This window comes from Mycoplasmatota bacterium (assembly GCA_018394295.1).
Classification (GTDB): Bacteria; Bacillota_I; Bacilli_A; order Haloplasmatales; family Haloplasmataceae; genus JAENYC01.
In genome coordinates, this window is the sequence record CP074573.1 from 2405734 (window position 1) to 2424382 (window position 18649).

General features: G+C 28.3%; 12 protein-coding genes and 2 pseudogenes. 11 read left to right on the forward strand and 3 right to left on the reverse strand.

What is annotated here, in order from left to right:
* Positions 1 to 47 precede the first annotated feature (47 nt).
* Entirely contained in the window at positions 48 to 1148 is a 1101-nt protein-coding gene (gene ychF, locus KHQ81_11180) for a redox-regulated ATPase YchF (GenBank protein QVK17408.1), read from the reverse strand.
* A 104-nt stretch (positions 1149 to 1252) separates the two neighbouring features.
* On the opposite strand from ychF, the gene KHQ81_11185 reads away from it, so the two are divergent.
* Entirely contained in the window at positions 1253 to 3208 is a 1956-nt protein-coding gene (locus KHQ81_11185; protein QVK17409.1) for a PBP1A family penicillin-binding protein, read from the forward strand.
* Between the two features lie 31 nt (positions 3209 to 3239).
* Here KHQ81_11185 and KHQ81_11190 read toward each other — a convergent pair whose 3' ends face one another.
* Positions 3240 to 4340, reverse strand: coding sequence for a trypsin-like peptidase domain-containing protein (locus KHQ81_11190; GenBank protein ID QVK17410.1), 1101 nt, complete (start codon positions 4338 to 4340; stop codon positions 3240 to 3242).
* Between the two features lie 70 nt (positions 4341 to 4410).
* The gene (locus tag KHQ81_11195; protein QVK17411.1) at positions 4411 to 5181 is read right to left on the reverse strand and encodes a TatD family hydrolase; all 771 of its coding nucleotides are present in this window, start codon (positions 5179 to 5181) and stop codon (positions 4411 to 4413) included.
* A 209-nt stretch (positions 5182 to 5390) separates the two neighbouring features.
* Between KHQ81_11195 and KHQ81_11200 the strand changes: the two genes are divergently transcribed.
* The 10 genes and pseudogenes from KHQ81_11200 (at position 5391) to KHQ81_11245 (ending at position 18595) form a co-directional block, all read left to right on the forward strand.
* Positions 5391 to 6083: a hemolysin III family protein gene (locus KHQ81_11200; GenBank protein ID QVK19626.1), complete on the forward strand. Its 693-nt coding sequence runs from the start codon at positions 5391 to 5393 to the stop codon at positions 6081 to 6083.
* Between the two features lie 571 nt (positions 6084 to 6654).
* Entirely contained in the window at positions 6655 to 6885 is a 231-nt protein-coding gene (locus tag KHQ81_11205) for a hypothetical protein (GenBank protein QVK17412.1), read from the forward strand.
* 442 nt (positions 6886 to 7327) lie between these two features.
* Positions 7328 to 8887 (forward strand): annotated as a pseudogene (locus KHQ81_11210) (IS3 family transposase).
* A gap of 2007 nt (positions 8888 to 10894) precedes the next feature.
* Positions 10895 to 11798, forward strand: a pseudogene (locus KHQ81_11215) (radical SAM protein).
* Positions 11799 to 11806: 8 nt separating this feature from the next.
* Positions 11807 to 13057, forward strand: coding sequence for a radical SAM protein (locus KHQ81_11220; GenBank protein QVK17413.1), 1251 nt, complete (start codon positions 11807 to 11809; stop codon positions 13055 to 13057).
* A gap of 624 nt (positions 13058 to 13681) precedes the next feature.
* Entirely contained in the window at positions 13682 to 14653 is a 972-nt protein-coding gene (locus KHQ81_11225) for a YafY family transcriptional regulator (GenBank protein ID QVK17414.1), read from the forward strand.
* A 71-nt stretch (positions 14654 to 14724) separates the two neighbouring features.
* Entirely contained in the window at positions 14725 to 15615 is an 891-nt protein-coding gene (locus tag KHQ81_11230; GenBank protein ID QVK17415.1) for an alpha/beta fold hydrolase, read from the forward strand.
* Positions 15616 to 15639: 24 nt separating this feature from the next.
* Positions 15640 to 17376 carry an ABC transporter ATP-binding protein gene (locus KHQ81_11235; protein QVK17416.1) on the forward strand — a complete coding sequence of 579 codons (1737 nt, stop codon included), beginning with the start codon at positions 15640 to 15642 and terminating at the stop codon, positions 17374 to 17376.
* Between the two features lie 714 nt (positions 17377 to 18090).
* A complete protein-coding gene (locus KHQ81_11240) occupies positions 18091 to 18303 on the forward strand; it encodes a hypothetical protein (protein QVK17417.1) in 213 nt (70 codons plus the stop codon).
* The gene (locus tag KHQ81_11245; protein QVK17418.1) at positions 18284 to 18595 is read left to right on the forward strand and encodes a YbjQ family protein; all 312 of its coding nucleotides are present in this window, start codon (positions 18284 to 18286) and stop codon (positions 18593 to 18595) included. Before KHQ81_11240 ends, KHQ81_11245 begins: the two co-directional genes overlap by 20 nt.
* Positions 18596 to 18649: the final 54 nt, after the last annotated feature.

An 18649-nucleotide genomic window follows, 5' to 3' on the forward strand; every position in this document is an offset into this window, starting at 1 on the left:
AATACCCTTGTAAAAATAAGTATAGGTCAAAACCTATACTTATTTTTTTATACATTAAAACGGAAATGCATGACGTCCCCATCTTTAACAATATACTCTTTTCCTTCAAGTCGCATTTTACCAGCTTCTTTAACAGCCAGTTCAGTCTTATAATGAACATAATCATCATAACTAATTGTTTCTGCACGAATAAACCCTTTTTGAAAATCAGTATGAATAACACCTGCACACATTGGTGCTGTCATTCCTTTTTTAAACGTCCATGCCCGTACTTCTTTCGGTCCTGCGGTAAAGAATGTTTCTAATCCTAATAAATGATAAGATGCTTTAATTAGTTTATCTAGCCCACTTTCTGTGATGCCTAAATCCTCTAAAAACATGATTCTTGATTCATCATCTAATTCAGCTAGTTCAGCCTCTATTTTTGCGCATAATGCGATGACTTCAGCACCTTCATTTAAGGCTAATTCTTTTACTTGTTGATACTGAGGATTAGCTTCATAATCTAATACATTATCTTCAGAAATATTAGCAACATAAAGCATATGTTTTAATGTTAATAATTGTAAGTGTTTCACTGATTGAATTTCATCATCAGTTAATTCAAGTAATCGTGCTGGAATTCCCTTATGAAATCCCGCTTTTATTTTTTCAAGTGTATGATATTCATCTTTACTATCTTTTTCATTCATTTTTGCTTGACGTTCGATTCGACCTAATCGCTTTTCAATTTGATCTAAATCAGCAAAGATGAGTTCTAAATTAATCGTTTCAATGTCTCTTATTGGATCCACTGCTTCATCAACATGTGTGATATTTGAATCTTCAAAACAACGAACAACTTGACAAATTGCATCAACTTCTCGGATATTAGCTAAAAATTGATTTCCTAACCCTTCACCCTTACTTGCTCCACGTACTAAACCCGCTATATCAGTAAATTCAAAAGCAGCTGCAATGACCTTTTGTGGATTAACAAGTTTTGTTAATTCTATTAATCGTGTATCAGGTACTTCTACAACTCCAACATTAGGACTAATTGTCGCAAATGGATAATTAGCTGCTTCAACTTTTGATTTTGTTATGGCATTAAAAAGTGTTGATTTACCAACATTTGGTAAACCGACAATTCCAGCTGTTAATGGCATACATATTCCTCCATATTAAATACAAATTTTTACTATATTAATATATCATATTTTTTAAAAAAGATAAAACACTAAAAAGGAAAAAGATAAGAAGGTGATTGAATTTGAAGATATTTTCAAGAAAAAAGCAGTTGTTATTAGAAAACAAAACAATTCTCATCGCATTTAGTATTATTATCTTTATTATCATATCTATTACATCTTCACTTTTTTACATTAAAAAACAAAAACTTCCCGCTATTAGTGATTTAAAGACAATTGAATTTTATAGTCAAGATCAAGTTAAATTTTTTGAGTTAAATAATGAACAAACTCAAACCTATGTAACCTTACCTGACATCTCACAACATATGATAAGTGCAATATTAAGCATAGAAGACCAACACTTTTATGAACATAATGGCTTTGATTACCGTCGCATTGTAAAATCAATTATTGATAATGTTTCAAGCATGAGTAAAAAATATGGTGCATCAACAATTACCCAGCAATATGCACGGAATTTATACCTTAGCCATAAAAAATCTATTGAAAGAAAAGTGAAAGAAGCTTATTACACCCTTCTTTTAGAACAAAATTATACAAAAGATGAAATTTTAGAAGGTTATTTAAATACGATATATTTTGGCCATGGTATCTATGGAATTGGGGATGCCTCACAATTTTATTTTGGTAAAGACCCTAAAGATTTAACAATTGCTGAATCGGCCGTATTAGCATCAATTCCAAAAGCGCCAACTTTCTATTCCCCTATTACTCACTTTGAAAAAAATACCATAAGGAAAGAATTAGTCTTAGCTCAAATGCTTTCTCAAAATAAAATAACACAAGAAGAATACGATGAAGCACTGAATGAAGAAATAGTCATTATTGGTAAACATCCCCAAAGTGTTAATAACATGGCACCTTACTTTCAAGATATCGTTATGCATGAATTAGAAAAATTTGATTTAGTTCAAGATCAATTCTTCAAAGGTATTAAAGTATACACTACCTTAGATACGCACTTAAATCATATTGTTGAAGAAGCGATTAATAAAACATATTCTCCTTATTCTGAAATTGAAACAGCTGTATTTGCGATGGATCCACAAACAGGGTTTGTAAAAGCAGTTATCGGAGGAAGAGATTATCGTTCATCACAATATAATCGGGCAGTAACCGCAAAACGTCAAACTGGTTCAACGATTAAACCTTTACTTTATTATTCAGCTTTAGAATATGGATTTACACCAACCACTACGTTTAGAAGTGAACCAACAACCTTTTACATTAATAAGGGTTCAGAAAAATATGCACCAGGTAATTTCGCTAATATTTACGCAAATGAAGATGTGACAATGGCATATGCTTTGGCTGTATCAGATAATATTTACGCGGTTAAAACCCATTTATTTTTAGGTGAAGACACACTGATTAAAACAGCTCATCGCCTAGGAATTACATCAGATATGTTAGCTGTTCCCTCTTTAGCATTAGGTACAACAGAAATAAAATTAAGTGAAATGACAAATGCCTATGCTCACTTTGCAAACCTTGGAAAAAAAGTACGTCCTGTTTACATTACAAAAATAACCGATTTAAACGATCAAGTATTATATGAATACGTTCCAATCAAACAACAGATTTTAAATCCTGATTTGTGTTTTATAATGAATCATATGTTAAGGGGAATGTTTGATACTAATATGAGTTATAGAGCCTCCGTCACTGGATTATCAATCGCTTATCGTATAACCCATCCTTATGCTGGAAAAAGTGGTTCTACAGATTATGATAATATTATGATTGGTTATAATCCTAATTTAGTTCTTGGTGTATGGACGGGTTATGATACTCAAAAACCAATTGAGTTATATGATGAAAAAACTTACTCTAAACGTTTATGGGTTGAAATAATGGAGGATTATTTTAAACATCAAAAGACAAGTTGGTATCAACCTTCAAAAAATATATCTACATTAGTTGTTAACCCTATTACAGGAGAAGTCGCGAACCGATATACAAAAGAGTATACAAAATTGATGTATTATATCAAAGGAACAGAACCAATTTATTAAAACCGTGAAAATCTATTTCACGGTTTTTTCTTTAAAAATCTATATGAGGTTCTAAATTAAACTTTATTTCAATTCTTTTATTTCCTCGTATAATAGTTAACTTTATTTCATCTCCTAGTTCATGTTGATAGATTTTGTATCGGAAGTCTGTTACATCTTTTACCTCATCTTCATTCACTTTAACAATCACATCATCGATTTCAATTCCAGATTTTTGAGCTGATGAATTAGGAGTCACATCATTGACATAAATTCCTTTTGTTAAGTAATCAATCCCTAACCCTTTTTTCTCTTCTGTACTTAATTTACTTATACTAATTGGATGAATACCGATAAATGGTCTTTTAACACTTCCATAGTTCTCTAAATCATTGACTACTTGATAAACAATATTTGATGGAATGGAAAAACCAATGCCCTCGACTTGTGTACTTGAGATTTTCATTGAATTAATACCTATGAGTTTCCCATCGACATTCACTAATGCCCCACCACTATTTCCTGGGTTAATCGCAGCATCCGTTTGGATAACATGTGCAAACCAATCACTTTCACCGTCTTTATCAATATCAATTGGAATTAGTCGTTCTATAGAAGAGACTATTCCTAAGGTTGCACTACCATAAAAATTTAATCCCAATGGATTTCCTATCGCAAAAACAAATTCTCCTACATTTAACTCGCCAGAATCTGAAAAATCCATATACTCAGTTAAATTTCCTTTTGGAATTGAGATAACAGCTAAATCAGTTATCACATCATCACCAATTACTTCAGCTTCAACGCGTTCTTCATTTTGAAAAGCTACTTCTACTTTACTACCATCTTTAATAACATGATAATTAGTTACAATATAAGCCCTATCTTTTGTTAATTTATATACAACACCAGAACCGGTTCCACTTTCTCTATTATTTTTAAATCGGACAATCCCAACAACACTTGGACTAGCCTTTTTAATTGCTTGGTTAATCACACTATCTACATTGACTTGATAAGAAATTTTATTTATTGGTGTTTTTGATTTTTCTCCATCAAAATGATAAACAACATAGACAAGGACAAATAAAAAAACACCAACTAATCCACCAATTACTGTTCCAACTAAAAAAATCTGCTTTCTTTCCTGCATAAAGACACACTTCCTTTATTTTATATACAGTAATAGTATGTAATTTTTGATGTTTTTTATCACTTTTAATTTACTTGATATTAAATAATCGCTTCGCATTTTGCGTAGTTGCAGAAGCTATTTCCTCAATAGAAACTTCTTTGATTTTCGCTATTTCATCAGCGATTAATGTGACATACGCTGGTTTGTTTTGTTTTCCTCGATAAGGATGAGGAGCTAAATAGGGACAATCTGTCTCTATTAATAGTCTATCTAATGGTACTATTTTAGCGACTTCTTTAGGAGCTTTCGCATTTTTAAAAGTAACTGGTCCACCTAATGAAATATATAATCCTAAATCTAGAAACTGTTTTGCCATTTCGCTGCTCCCGCTAAAACAATGCATAACCCCTTTTAGTAACCCATCTTTACTTGCTTCTTTTAAAACTTCGTAACTATCAGAAAGTGCATCCCGAACATGAATAATCAGTGGTTTTTGATATTTCTTAGATAGTTCAATCTGTTTTTTAAAATAATCGATTTGTTTATCCCTAGTTTCTTTATGCCAATAATAATCTAATCCACATTCACCAACAGCAACCGTTATTTCTTGTTTTAAATAAAATTCCAATTGTTTTAAATTATCTTCTGTATGCAAATGAATATCTGAAGGATGTAGTCCACAAGTAGCGTATAAATTATCATATTTTAAAGCTATTTCATTCGCTAAAGCGTTGGTTTTAGGATCAAATCCAACCACATTTATATAATTCACCTTATTTTCTCTCGCTCCATTAATAATTTCAGTTAAATTATCTTTATAATTATCTGCATTTATATGAGCATGTGTATCGTAAAACATATTATCACCACTTTCTTTACTTATTATTTTACAGATTAAAATGGTATATGTCTATTATTTAACAAACAATTATTTTCCATTAAACTATTAGTTTAAATTATTAACTGTCGTTAAATAATTAATTTACTTTTTTATATTAATGATGTTATAATATGAGTAACATTAAACGAGGTGAAAGCATGGAAGAGAAACAAGGTTTGCCTAAAGATATGATTAATTTTTTTACAGAGCATTTAAAACATCATAAAATAGAAAAAGAGAAAAAAAAGCTTTTAGAAATTAATAAAGATTTTACCTTGGGTGAAGAATTATTTAATTCTATATCTCATGGAATTGGTGCATTACTATCAATTGCTGGATTAGTTTTACTTACTGTTTGGTCAGACCATCCTAATCAAGTAGTTGGTATGTCTCTATTTGGGGCATCAGCCATTTTGATGTATTTAATGAGCACACTCTATCATGCCTTTCCACGTGGAAAAACAAAAAAAGTATTTGAACGGTTTGATCATTCTTCAATGTACATTTTGATTGCAGGATCATATACCCCTCTATGTTTTATCGCATTCCCTGATACAATTGGTTGGGTATTATTTGGTATTCAATGGGGATTAGCTATAATTGGCGTTATATTAAAATCCATATGGGTTGATAAATTTGAATTTATCCATGTAATTTTATTTTTATTAATGGGTTGGTCATTCGTTTTCTTTATTGGACCTTTATTACTAGGAATGCCAATTCTAGGATTTATCTTATTAACCGTTGGCGTAGCATGTTACAGCATAGGACTTTTATTTTATATTTTCACATGGTTTAAGTTCCATCATGGCCTTTGGCACTTATTTGTTTTAGCCGGCACTATCCTCTATTTCTTCTCCATGTATACTTTAGTATCATAAAAAAGAATTAAGATTTAGCAGGAGTTGCTTCGACTCCTGCTATCTTCATCAACATAAAATAACCCAAATATAACCAGAATAAGATTAAAATAGAAAATAATGACTCAAGTATAGGTTCTTATAGTACAAATATAAACAATATAGGAAGTAGGCTATATAACCCAGAATGTGTCAAAATGATGTACCTAGATGAAGCTAGACAAATTTATGAAAATGTAATAAATGGAGTAATAGATCTTGGTACAGCTTATTTGGCATCTGGTTGGATTTGAAGCGTCAGCAAGATTTGGTAAATAAGTATACAAAATTAAAACAACATATATGGATACTTATTTCTTTGGCTTAGACGCAAGACTATATTGATTTTTTGTAAATGGTATGTTGATTTTAATAAAAATGAGTTTAAAAAATTTTGTGGTGGTTGGGAAGACAGTGGAGATAATTACTGTAATAATGGAGTAATATTAACTGTTGTATGAACGGTATGGGTATCAACAGTTTTTTTTGACTCATTCACTCCATTCATGTATCCATCCTTAATATAACTTCATGTTTTAAGGAGATAATTGAAATGGAAAAAATTTTCGATTTTTTACTAGGGTTAATTGTTATATTTGCATCAATTTTCATGATTAGATTGTTAAGAGAAAAGAAATTATTATTTGTTATATTTAGTGTTGTTTTTTGGATAGGGATTTGCGCATTACATTATTTAGATCATGAGAATAAAGCTATGGCATTAATGTTACTCTATTTTTTAAATTTTAGAGAGAAAAATGATAATAGTGATGCTAATATTTAATAATTGATATTTTGATATAGTTTATTATATTTTTAATATCAAGGATGTGAGATAAAAACAAAAATAACACCTAAGAAAAAATATTGTAGAGCAAGAAATAACTTGTCTTTTTAATTTTCACAGATATAGATCATACAAGTTACAGCTACTAGATACTCAGGGAAATTGACTAAATATGATGATGATGATATAATAGCCCGAATAATGAATGAAATGGTGGAAGGATGATTTTTTGAATTTGATTGATTTTAATAAAAGATTTAATATTTTTAAGTTCATGCTTGTGTTATATGGAATTATCGAATTTATTTTATTAATGTCCCTCTGTGTTAGAATAGTTGTCATGGAACTCTAAAAATAGTATAGTAGACATAGTAAGTTATTTCAAGACAACTAGTTGTCTTGAAATAAAATTTAAAAACTTAGTAAGGAGAACAACTTTATGGCAAGATACTCAAAGGATTATAAGTTATCATTAATACAAAGAATGATGCCACCACATAATGAATCAGTCAAAGAATTATCAAGAGAATCAGGAATACCAGAAATAACACTTTTTACTTGGAAAAAGAAAGCGAAAGAAAATGGAATCCCTGTTAACGAACAACCTTTAAAATCAGAAGAATGGAGTACACAAGATAAGTTTCATATTGTCTTAGAAACTGCAACATTAAGTGAAGTAGAATTATATAAGTATTGTAGAAATAAAGGACTATATGTTAATCAAGTTAAAGAATGGCGAGATGCATGTATGCAGGCTAATGGTGGTGTAGCTAAACAAGCAACAGAACTACAAAAGCAGTTAAGAGAAAAAATCAAGAACTTAAGAAATTAAATAAAGAACTACAAAGAAAAGAATCAGCACTTGCAGAAGCAGCAGCCCTTCTTGTACTTAGAAAAAAGGCAAGTGCGATTTGGGGGGAAGACGAGGAAGATTAATCAGTGCCACAGATCGCAAAAAAGCAATATCACTGATAAGAGAAGCTGTAGATAATGGAGCAAGACAAGAAAAAGCATGTGAAGAAATAGGAATTAGTTTACGAACACTTCAACGATGGAGAAGTGATTCATCACCAAATGAAGATCAAAGACCAATTAGTAAAAAAAAGTACCCAAAAATAGATTAACTAAAAAAGAACGAGAAGAAATTTTAAAAGTCGTAAATCAGCCTGAATATAAAAACTTATCTCCTAATGAAATTGTGCCACTCCTAGCTGATAAAGGAATATATTTAGCATCTGAATCAACAATATATAGAATCTTAAGAGAAGAAAAACAACTAAAACATAGAGGAAATACTAAAAAGCCCCAAAATAGACCTATATCAACACATTATGCCACAGGTCCTAATCAAGTATGGATGTGGGATATTACTTATCTAAAGGGACCAATAAAAGGGATATATTATTATTTATATTTGATCCTAGATTTATTTAGTAGAAAAGTAGTAGGATGGGAAATATGGTCTGAACAATCTGCTCAACACGCTAGTGAACTAGTTAAAAGAGCAGTATTAGCAGAAAATATACTTTTACATAAAAAACCTTTAGTGCTTCATTCTGACAATGGAAGTCCGATGAAAGGAGCCACTCTTTTAGAGACCCTTTATCAACTAGGTATTACTCCATCAAATAGTAGACCTAGAGTAAGTAATGATAATCCTTATGCGGAGTCTATATTTAAAACATTCAAATATTGTCCAGGTTACCCAGATAAGGGCTTTGAGACTATTAAACAAGCAAGAACTTGGTCATTACAGTTTATAAACTGGTATAACTATGAACATCTTCATAGTGGGATAAAATATTTAACTCCACATCAAAGGCATTCCGGTTTATCTAATAAAATATTAAAAAAGCGAATTAAAGTCTATGAACAAGCACAACTTAAACACCCAGAAAGATGGTCGAGAAACATAAGAAATTGGAGTGTGGAAAACATAGTTTGGTTAAACCCAGAAAAATCATCAATTTTGGAAAAAGAAGAAACAAAATCTTCTTAAAAAAATTAAAAATATGCGACAACTACCTTGACATTAAGCGATGTTTAATCCAATTATTTCTTCTATTTTTTCTTTTATTCTTAATATAATACTGATTTTATGTAGTACTACTATTTTATATATTAAAAATAAATTTTCTATTCATGAGTATAACATTAAATTTATGTATTTTACTTTTGGAATTTATATATTACTATATTTCATATTTTTCAATAAAATATTAGATTATCATATGATACATTATTCTTCTGTCTTTTTTCTTGTTTATATAGTAGAGTTATGTACAATTAATGCCATAATAAAGAAGTAATTATCTAATTGTTTTTAGGAAAGTAGATATATCAGTAGATTCACTATATTTCAGAATAGGTAGTTGTTAATTATTAAATAAAAAAAACAAGAAAATGCTTTTTCTTATAAACTCATTAATGCTAAAATAAAAGACACGAATGAAGGTGGAAATATTTTACAGTAACGAAAAGCCCAGTAAAAAGATTCCCGCCATCTCTACCAATAAAAATTAACCTATAAATAACTAGATTATTCGTAAAAATATTTGCAAAACACGAATTTAACACGAAAAATTTAAAAAAGTCATTGTGAGAGGTTATCGATTAGTCGATAATCTCTTTTTCTTTACTCAGAAACATGTGAGAATAGTAGACCAGATTTGTTTGCTGAGATGCATTATAGGATACAGAAGTTGGAAAAAGTTGTATATAAAGATCAAACCCAGGGTTAGTTCCCTGGGTCTAAAATATAAAACACGATTTATTCCTTAATATTTTTCAATTTAAAATATAATTCTTTAACAAATCTTTATATTCCTTAAAGAATAGCTTATTTTTTTTACGAAATGCTAAGTATATTATTAATATTAAAATAAACAGTAATATTAATGTTGAAAATACATATACATTAAAAATTCTAAATATAATTGATGATATTAGAATAATATCTCCTATCACAGACATTATTACCAAAAAAATTATATGAGTATATACCAAATTTTTATTTTTCTTAAAAAAGTCTGTTTTTAAAACTTTAAAAAATAATAATAAATAAAATAAATGTACATTTCCAAGATAAATAATACATACAATTTTCATCGTTGAATTTAACAAAGTATTATCAAACTCGCCACTAATAATTAAAGTTAAAATAAATAAAAATCTTAGTATTTTTTCAAAATTATCAGTTTTCTTAAGCATATTACCCTCCTTATTTTGATACAATAAAAATATTAATAATCTTTTAATTTATCAATAGTTGTTCTAACAATTTCTTGTGCGCCTTCCCGGGTACTTATATAGGATATATTACCATAAGAATAATTGCTTGTATACTGTCAATCAATAGTATCTTCTTTCTTTAAGGATAAATAATTTTTAGGTAATATTAAAATCATTTAAGGATAATTTGAATTCAATTTGGAAGTAATTTAACTGACTTCCTTTTTTCTTTACCAATTGTCACCATCATCCCCTAAAAAGTGTTTAAAGAATTATTTTAGAAAACATATGATGCAGGAAAAACTGCAGTTTCTTTATACATTAAAATAAGTAAATATGTACTAAAAAATAATTATGTAGCATGATTTTGGAATCTATTTTGTGATTTCTATTACATCATGGGATATGCTCTAGTTGTATTTAATAATGATTTGCTAGGTTATTCAAACGAATATACTAGTGTTTCTATTGATAAAGGAAATTCCTCATCGCTCCTTTAAAAATATTCTATAATGATTATTATGGCTTTATTTGCAATCAGAATTTACCATAATGATTTTAGTTTTAAATCAAAAAACGAGCACTAGCATTTTGCAAGTTTTGCTTGTTTTTTTATATACCTCATATTATTGAATTATGGTATAATATTACCGAAGATATAATTTAAGTTAAATTTTAACAACTCTGGGAAGCTGTATTTACTCAATTTATAGACAATAAAACTATAATTGCGATATGGGTAAGACATGCCATCAATTATACGAGGAGAGATTGTATGAAACTAAGCAATTTGATGAAATTTTCACTATTTGGAGCATCTACTGTAATTTTTAAAAGAAAAAAGCCTATCTTAGGAACAATTATTGTAACAGATAAATGTAATTTAACTTGTAAGCATTGCGCAGTAAATAATATCAATTCTAAAATATATTCATACATAAATATAAGAAAAGAAATGATAGATTTATATGGTAAAGGGATTAGAATTCTTTTTTTTTTGTGGAGGAGAGACTTTTTTATGGTCAGATAATGGTAAGACAGTTAGAGATTTAGTTATAGAAGCAAAAAAAATGGGATTTTTAATTGTTAATGTAGTAACCAATGGTACTCATAAAATTGATTTACCTGAGGCTGATTTAATATTATTGAGTTTAGATGGAAATAGAAGAAATCATAATAATATTCGTGGAGAAACATTTGATTTAATTTTAGATAACATAAAAAATGCAACAAAAGATAATATTTGTTTATATATGGCAATTAATAATATAAATAAAGCAGATATTAGGTCTGTAAGTGATATAGCAAAAAATATGAAAAATATTAGAGCAATTTCTTTTAATTTTCACACACCATACAAAGGGACAGAAAATCTAAAACTTACAAAGGAAGAAAAAGAAAATGCTTGTAAAGAAATATCTCATTTGATAAAGGAAAAATATCCGATTTTTAATTTAGAAAGTGCTTTTAAATACATTATAAATAATGATTTTAAAACACCCTGTTATCAGTGTGTTGTTGTAGAAGATGGAAAAGAATATATATGTGGAAGATGCATAAATGAAGAAGGTTTATGCGAAGAATGTGGCTACTTTTTTGCGGCAGAATATGCACTTATTTTTGACGGTAAAATAAAAGTTATTTTGGACATGTTAAGGACATATCTAAAATACATATAGGAGGAGTTATGTTTACAAAACTATTAAGTATTGCGACAACTAGATCGTTTAAACCATTTAAATTCAAGAATAACTATAGTAATAATCTTGAATATGAAAATTTAGATTCGCTTGGATTGTATGTTCATATTCCATTTTGTAAAAGTATATGTTCTTTTTGTCCTTATTCAAAGCAATTAATGGATGAAGAAGTTTCTTTACAATATAAAGAAGCACTTTTAAAAGAAATTGAACTTGTAACATTAAATCAAATTGAAAAAAAAGATGTTACATCTCTATATTTTGGTGGAGGAACGCCATCTTTAATGATAAAACACATTGAAGACATTATTAATAAATTAAAAGAACATTTTAATATATTAGGTGGTATAGGTTTAGAATTGCACCCAGAAGACATTAATGATTACATATTAACGAAGTTGAAAAAGATAGGGATTACAATGATTAGTATTGGATTTCAATCTTTTGATAATGAATTGCTTGCAAATATAGGCAGAAAAGAAGATAAATTCATTGAGAAACTAAAATTAGTGGATCGTTATAATTTTGATGTGGTAGATGTAGATTTGATATTTGCATTACCCGGTCAAACACAAGAGATGTTAACAAGTGATTTTAAGAAAGCATTTACTTATGGAGCAACACAAGTATCAACATATCCGTTCATAGATTTTACTTTTGTAAACAACATCAAAAAGCCACTTTCAAGTAAGATGAAAAAGAAAATGCTTAAACATTTGAATGATTTGACAGAAATAATGGAATTAGATAGAACATCAGTTTGGACTTTTTCAAAAAAAGGTACAGAGAAATATTCTTCAGTAACAAGAGATAATTTTTTAGGATTTGGTACTTCTGCTACAACATTACTAAGAAAATCATTTAAAATAAATACTTTTTCTATTGATGGATATATAGAAAGAATAAAGAATGATAATTTACCTACATCTTTAACACTTGATTTCTCATTAAGACAAAGGGCTGTATATTTTCTGTTTTGGAGTTCTTATGGACTTAAAATAAACGAGAATACCTATTTTAATTTAATAGGTAAAAAATTGAATAATATGTACTCTTTTGAAATGTTGGTTGCTAGAATTTTGGGTTATATAAAGAAAACTAACTATGGGTATGTTTTAACATCAAAAGGAGCTCTGGTCTATCATGATATTGAACAAAAGTACACACATGCCTATATTGATAAGATGTGGAATATTTCAAGAGTTGTACCATTTCCAAATGAAATAGAATTGTTATAATTATGGCTTTTTTTATTTAAACTCAACTCAAACTTTGTAATGATTATATAGTTAGGCATTGTTTTATAATAAATATAATAGTTATACCCTAATAATCCACCCTTTGTTGGACGGTCACTGTATTATCCTGACTTTTATAAGCTTGAGTTGGTGTATCAGGATAATCCATTATTAATGAGAACTTACATTGAAGAATTAAAAAATTAAGTCTAATATTAATACAAAGTCACTTAATAAGATGACTTTGTTTTTTTATTATATATTGTAAAAAGCAATTATTAATATATTACAATGTTAACCTCGTATAAGAGGACTAGAATAATTAAATATTACAATAGAATTGATTTTATCCAATAGTTGGAAATAAAATAAATCTGTTCAACAACAAAAGAACCAGAACAAGTAAGTAGCACTAATATTACTATTATCCTAATAAGAATATCTTGAAGGATCAACTAGAGGAAAAGAAAATACCCGCAATTTCCATTACGGGTTAATATGATTTTACTATAATGATTTAAATATAAGTATAGAAAAGAGAATGTGTTTCGTTTATAATTAAACTTAGGATATTATTTATATATAACAATAGTTTGTAGGATAAAAGATTAGAAGGTGAATAAGATGAATAAGATTGAGAGATTAATGGCAATAATCCTTGTATTAAACAAAAATAAAAGAATGACTGCAAGTGATTTAGCAAGAAAATTTGAAGTAGATATCAGAACAATTTATAGGGATATACAGGCACTAAGTGAGATGAATGTACCAATTGTATCACAGGTTGGACCTGATGGTGGATATTCTGTTTTAAGTAAATTTTTTATACCCCCTATCATGTTTAATAAGGAAGAAATATTTTCTTTGCTGTTATCAAAAAAATCTATTGATGAAGTATCTATACCTGGATATTCTAAAAATATTGAATCTGCCTTCTTAAAGATAGAAAGTGTGATGGATGAGGATAATACAAAGGAATTTAATCAAATAAAAAAGAGGATTTTATTTGAGAAAACGAGCAGGAATACAATAAAAAAAGAATATGATTATTTTGAAATGATTAAAAAAAGTCTTGAGTTAAATTTAAAGATTAAGATAAAAGCTTTTCTTTCTAGTGATATGATAAATACTGAAATGATAATCCAACCCTACGGTATTTTATACGTTGATGATGATTGGTTGGTGATCAGTTATTGTGAGTCAGTAGGACAAGTAGAAAGTTTACCTATATTTTTAATTAGTGATGCACAATTAATAAATGAAACCTTTACAGTACCAGATGATTTTGATATAGATGAATATTATTGTAAGAAACATTGTATAATGAAGTGCTTAAATAAAGATACCCAAACTGTGAAGCTAAAAGTTAACAAAGAAAGTTATTATAGAATTAAAGATTATATCTTTTTTCATAGAGCAGAAGTAATTGAAGAAGAGAACCACTATCTATTAAACATGCAAGCAGGTGATCCTGGCTGTTATATCCAACTAGCTTTTAGGTTTAAAGATTTTATTGAAATATTAGAACCTCAATGGTTAAGAGAGGAAATTTTAAGAAATCTAAAAAATTTAATCAATAAATATGAAAGATACTGACAGGTTTGTGTCAGTATCTTTTTGTTATTATGTGATTAAAGTATTAAAAAGTAATGAAAGGAGAAATATTTATGACTAAAATTATTGAAGAAGGTTTTAAAGAAATAAATGGTATAAAAATTTATTATAAGAGTATAGGAGAAGGAGAACCTTTATTTGTACTACATGGTGGTCCAGGGTTAGCACATAATTATTTATTTCCCCATTTTAGTAAGTTAGCAGAAGATTATGAAGTGATTTTTTTTGACCAACGTTCCTGTGGAAAATCATCAGGAGATGAAATACCTCATGATATAACAATGGATAATCTTGTTAAGGATTTAGAAGAATTACGTCAATCATTTAATATCGAAAAGATAAATGTATTAGGACAATCTTTTGGAGGATTATTAGCTTTAAATTATGCTATTAAATATCCAGAAAGACTTAAAACTCTTTTAATTCTTGAATCTACTGGTGCAAGATCAGATTTTATAAAAAAATTTCAGGAAAATATTAATTCAAGAGTAACTGAAGATATTCAAAAAGAATTATCTGAAACAAATAAGAAATTAAATGAACTTACAAGTTCCAAAGTTATTAAAAATGGAGTTGGAAAGGTATTTAGTCGTTACCTATCAATAATAAACAAACTATATTTCTATAATACTAGCTATATGAAAAATTTAGATATGGAATATTTTGATGATGAAATGGTTAGAAAATCTTTCACAATCCAGAAACAACTACATAGTTATTTAATACATTATAATTTACTAAATCAATTACCTAGGATAACTTGTCCAACACTTATTATTCATGGTGATTACGATCCAATTCCATACGAAGAAATAGAACTAATACATAAAACAATTAATGGGTCTGAAATCTTTTTAATAAAAGAATGTGGACACTTCGCACATATAGAAAAACCTATAGAGTATTTCCACATTATCAGAGATTTTCTTTATAAAAATACATAATAAAATCTAAGGAGGTATTAAAATATGTTAAGAAAATTCATATCTTATTATAAACCACATAAGAAACTATTTATACTAGATATTGGAAGTGCATTTTTAGCTGCTGGGATTGACCTTATCTTTCCAATGGCAACTAGGACTATATTAGATGATGTAATACCAAAAGGTAACATAAGAACATTATATATACTAGCTGGGACATTAGTTTTCCTCTTTATTCTAAGAGCGCTATTGAATTATATTGTTGACTATTGGGGACATGTTTTAGGGACAAGAATGCAGCATGATATGAGAAAAGATTTATTCAAACGATTTCAGAAATTATCATTTAAATATTATGATAAGAATAAAACAGGTAATTTGATGTCTAGAATAGTAAATGATTTATTTCAAATATCAGAACTAGCACATCATGGCCCTGAAGATATATTTTTGTCTTTTATACTACTAATAGGTTCATTTATAATTCTTGTTACAATCAACTGGAAACTTACTCTTATTATGTTTGCTTTCATACCTATTATGTTATTATTTGGAATCAAGAAACGTAGAAAGATAGGTTTTGCTTTTAAGAGTATCCAGAAGAAAATAGCTGAAGTAAATTCTCAAATCGAAAATAGTATATCAGGAATAAGGGTCACAAAATCATTTACCAATGAAAAATACGAAATAGAGAAATTTGGTAAAGGTAATAGGGAATTTAAGGAAGCTAATGAATTTGCGTTTAAATCAGTAGCTGAATTAGGTACAGGTATTAGTTTAATTTCTAATATACTAAATGTTATTGTTCTAACTGTCGGAGGATATTTAGTCTATAGTAAGGCTATGAGGATAGGAGATTTAGTAGCTTACTTATTATACACAAATTATTTTTTCAAACCTATTATGAGACTAATAGCATTCACACAACAATATGAAGCAGGTATGGCAGGTTTTGAAAGATTCATAGAAGTTCTGAACACTGAACCAGAAATATTAGACAAGGAGGATGCTTTTGAACTTAAGAACATAAGAGGAAGCATTAGTGTTAATAATGTAACATTTGGCTATAATGAAAAAGTACCAATTTTGTCAGATATAAGTATCCACATCCAAAAAGGCAAAACTTTGGCGTTAGTTGGTCCTTCAGGAGGTGGGAAATCTACCCTTTGTCATTTGATTCCAAGGTTCTATGATGTAGATAATGGGAAGATTATGATAGATGGTATTGACATAAAGGATGTAACACAAGAATCATTAAGAAGGAACATAGGATTAGTCTCTCAAGATGTATTTCTATTCACTGGAACAATAAAAGAAAATATCTTATATGGAAATCCAGCTGCAAATGATGAAGAAATTATTGACGCAGCAAAGAAAGCTGAAATTCACGAGTTTATTACTAGGCTTCCAGAAGGCTACAATACATATATAGGAGAAAAAGGAGTAAAACTTTCAGGGGGTCAAAAACAAAGAATATCAATTGCTAGAGTATTCTTGAAAAATCCTTCAATTTTAATATTAGATGAAGCAACCTCGGCCCTAGATAATGAAACTGAATCAAAGATACAGAAGTCTTTAGAAATCTTATCTGTAGGAAGAACAACTCTTGTAATAGCCCATAGACTTTCAACGATTCAGAATGCAGATGAAATCGTTGTTTTAACGAAAGAAGGTATAATAGAAAGAGGGAAACATGAGGAACTTATTATTAGAAGCGGATTATACTCTAAGTTATATAATTCACAATTTAAAGAAAAAAATTCGAGTAAAATAGCATAGTTGTTGATATTATTTTTAATAAATATATTTATATTATGTAGTTTATTAGTTTACTAATATACAATATATACATGCTAAAGTTTTAGTAAAAAAGGTGAATTTCACTATAAAGACAGTGAATTTCACCTATTTTTATGAAAGTTTCTTATTGATTGAATAGGTGCTAAACAAGTAACTAAAAAGTTACAATCCACTCTATTTAAGTATGTTATAATCTTAAATAGAGTAAATATGTAAATTATGTATCTCAACTCGTAGTTTATGAAATAACTGTTCTCAGAAAATATTTATTATGATATTCTTTTTGTAGTAGAAAGAAGACATAAAATTCTTTATACAATCATTTTGGGGATTAGACTACAGTAGTAGATCAAGACAAGAAGCCAAAGAATTAGTTTTTGAGGAAGAATGGGGAATACGATATAAGGTAAAATTAAGAGAACTAACTGAAGAAAATGAATATGGATTAACTGGGAGAAATTTATTTACAATTGATGTTTATGATAATCAAACATATATCAATTCACCTCGTAAGATATATTACTATGTTGAATTACCCGAAGATTTAAGAGAATTCATATTTAATGGAGATGGAAACTAAATATTTCTCATTCAGCTCTATAAAACCTAATATAAAATAATTTTTCTAGATTGGTAAAAACTTGTATATTCAATAAAATCTTGATATACTATAAATTAAGAGGTGATTTATATATGAAATATATTGCCCCAGCTATTTTTGGATTTATAGGCTTCATCATTATTGGAGGATATTTTTTACTCATAACTTTTGCGTTTGAAACAATATTAGCAAAAATAATTGGTGGTATTATAGCATTAGCTATTTTAATTAGTATTATTTTTGTTTATATTCAAAGAATTAATGAAATGAAGGAGGAAGAAAAAAATGATTATAGTCAATACTGATTTTGTATCTGGAAAAACGCTTGAAACAATTTCTTTAGTTAGAGGTTCAACTATTAGATCTAAGCATTTAGGAAAAGATATATTAAGTGGATTAAAAACTTTGGTTGGTGGAGAAATAACTTCATATAGTAAAATGTTAAATGAAGCACGTCAAATCGCTACCCAAAGAATGGTCGAAGAAGCAGAAAGATTGGATGCTGATGCTATTATTAATGTTAGATATTCAACAAGTAATGTAATGTCAGGGGCTGCTGAAGTACTTGTTTATGGGACAGCTGTTAAATTTAAATAATTAAAGTTTACCTTTCCTAAATAAAAATTTACTGTTAAAAATAACTGCTTTAAG

Excerpts from the sequence above, each read along its gene's own strand:
- KHQ81_11240 (QVK17417.1), top strand. The coding sequence starts at position 18,091 with ATGAAATATATTGCCCCAGCTATTTTTGGATTTATAGGCTTCATCATT.
- KHQ81_11245 (QVK17418.1), top strand. The coding sequence starts at position 18,284 with ATGATTATAGTCAATACTGATTTTGTATCTGGAAAAACGCTTGAAACA.
- KHQ81_11205 (QVK17412.1), top strand. The coding sequence starts at position 6,655 with ATGGAAAAAATTTTCGATTTTTTACTAGGGTTAATTGTTATATTTGCA.
- KHQ81_11230 (QVK17415.1), top strand. The coding sequence starts at position 14,725 with ATGACTAAAATTATTGAAGAAGGTTTTAAAGAAATAAATGGTATAAAA.
- KHQ81_11235 (QVK17416.1), top strand. The coding sequence starts at position 15,640 with ATGTTAAGAAAATTCATATCTTATTATAAACCACATAAGAAACTATTT.
- ychF (QVK17408.1), bottom strand. The coding sequence starts at position 1,148 with ATGCCATTAACAGCTGGAATTGTCGGTTTACCAAATGTTGGTAAATCA.
- KHQ81_11225 (QVK17414.1), top strand. The coding sequence starts at position 13,682 with ATGAATAAGATTGAGAGATTAATGGCAATAATCCTTGTATTAAACAAA.
- KHQ81_11190 (QVK17410.1), bottom strand. The coding sequence starts at position 4,340 with ATGCAGGAAAGAAAGCAGATTTTTTTAGTTGGAACAGTAATTGGTGGA.
- KHQ81_11220 (QVK17413.1), top strand. The coding sequence starts at position 11,807 with ATGTTTACAAAACTATTAAGTATTGCGACAACTAGATCGTTTAAACCA.
- KHQ81_11200 (QVK19626.1), top strand. The coding sequence starts at position 5,391 with ATGATTAATTTTTTTACAGAGCATTTAAAACATCATAAAATAGAAAAA.
- KHQ81_11195 (QVK17411.1), bottom strand. The coding sequence starts at position 5,181 with ATGTTTTACGATACACATGCTCATATAAATGCAGATAATTATAAAGAT.